Here is a 1,189-nt window from a genome sequence, read left to right as displayed (position 1 = left end):
CGCCCGACACGATGATGTTCGCGCTCGTCAGTTCCGGACGGTCCAGCTTCGTCACTTCACGGCTCACAAACTGCGAGATGCCTGCGTCTGCCGCCGCTTCGATCTTCCCGACCGACGCACTGCCGCCTTCTGCTGCGACCGGGTCGAAGCCCGTTGCACGCACCGTGATGACCTTGACCGGATCAGCCGATTGCACGATCGCGATTGCGTTGCCCGCGTAGATCGGACGCTCGAACGTATCCGCGCTATCGACGGCCGTGATGTCGCTGATCTGCGCGACGTCGAGTTTTGCCGCGATGCGCGGCGCGATGTTCTTGCCGTAGGCCGTCGCGGGCGCGAGGATGTGCGAATAGTCCGTTGCGATGTTCAGCACCGTCGCCTCGACGTTTTCCGCCAGGCCCGCTTCGAGCTGCGGCGCATCGGCGAGCAGCACCTTTGCGACGCCCGCAATCTTCGCAGCCGCGTCCGCAGCCGCCTGTGCGTTGTGACCCGCGACCAGCACATGAATGTCGCCGCCGATCTTCTGTGCGGCGGCCACCGTGTTCAGCGTCGCGGCCTTGATCGACGCGTTGTCGTGTTCAGCAATTACCAGAATCGTCATTTCATTCGTCTCCGCTTTCCGTAAATTCGCGTCGATCAAAGCACCTTGGCTTCGGTCTTCAGCTTCTCGACCAGCGTCTTCACGTCCGGCACCTTGACACCAGCGGAGCGCTTGGGCGGCTCGCTGACTTTCAGCGTCTTCAGGCGCTGCGTCACATCGACGCCCAGCTCTTCGGGCTTCACGGTTTCGAGCGGCTTCTTCTTCGCCTTCATGATGTTGGGCAGCGTCACGTAGCGCGGCTCATTCAGGCGCAGATCCGTCGTCACGACAGCGGGGAGCGTGAGAGACAACGTTTCCGCACCACCATCGACTTCACGCGACACCGTCGCCTTGCCGTCAGCCACGACGACCTTTGATGCGAACGTCGCCTGCGGCAGGCCCGCCAGCGCGGCGAGCATCTGGCCCGTCTGGTTCGAATCGTCGTCGATGGCCTGCTTGCCGAGGATCACCAGCGAAGGCTGCTCCTTGTCGACCAGCGCCTTCAGCAGCTTGGCGACAGCCAGCGGCTGCAGGTCTTCATTCGATTCGATCAGGATCGCGCGATCCGCGCCGATCGCCAGCGCCGTGCGCAGCGTTTCCTGGCACTGC

The 1,189-nt window shown here is 63.4% G+C and carries 2 protein-coding genes; both read right to left on the bottom strand.

Features of this window, described 5'->3' with window-relative positions; all coding sequences use genetic code 11:
• The coding region (locus GCT13_RS47795; RefSeq protein ID WP_407670981.1) for an electron transfer flavoprotein subunit alpha/FixB family protein at nt 1–601 on the bottom strand (601 nt) is incomplete at its 3' end.
• Between the two features lie 35 nt (nt 602–636).
• On the bottom strand, nt 637–1,189 hold a 553-nt coding region (locus tag GCT13_RS47790; protein ID WP_152768443.1), incomplete at its 5' end, for an electron transfer flavoprotein subunit beta/FixA family protein.

The sequence above is a fragment of the Paraburkholderia franconis genome, from assembly GCF_009362735.1.
In the GTDB taxonomy this organism is placed as follows: Bacteria; Pseudomonadota; Gammaproteobacteria; order Burkholderiales; family Burkholderiaceae; genus Paraburkholderia; species Paraburkholderia franconis.
The sequence above is the reverse complement of the archived record's forward strand: the minus strand, read 5'-3'. Positions and strand labels throughout refer to the sequence as shown.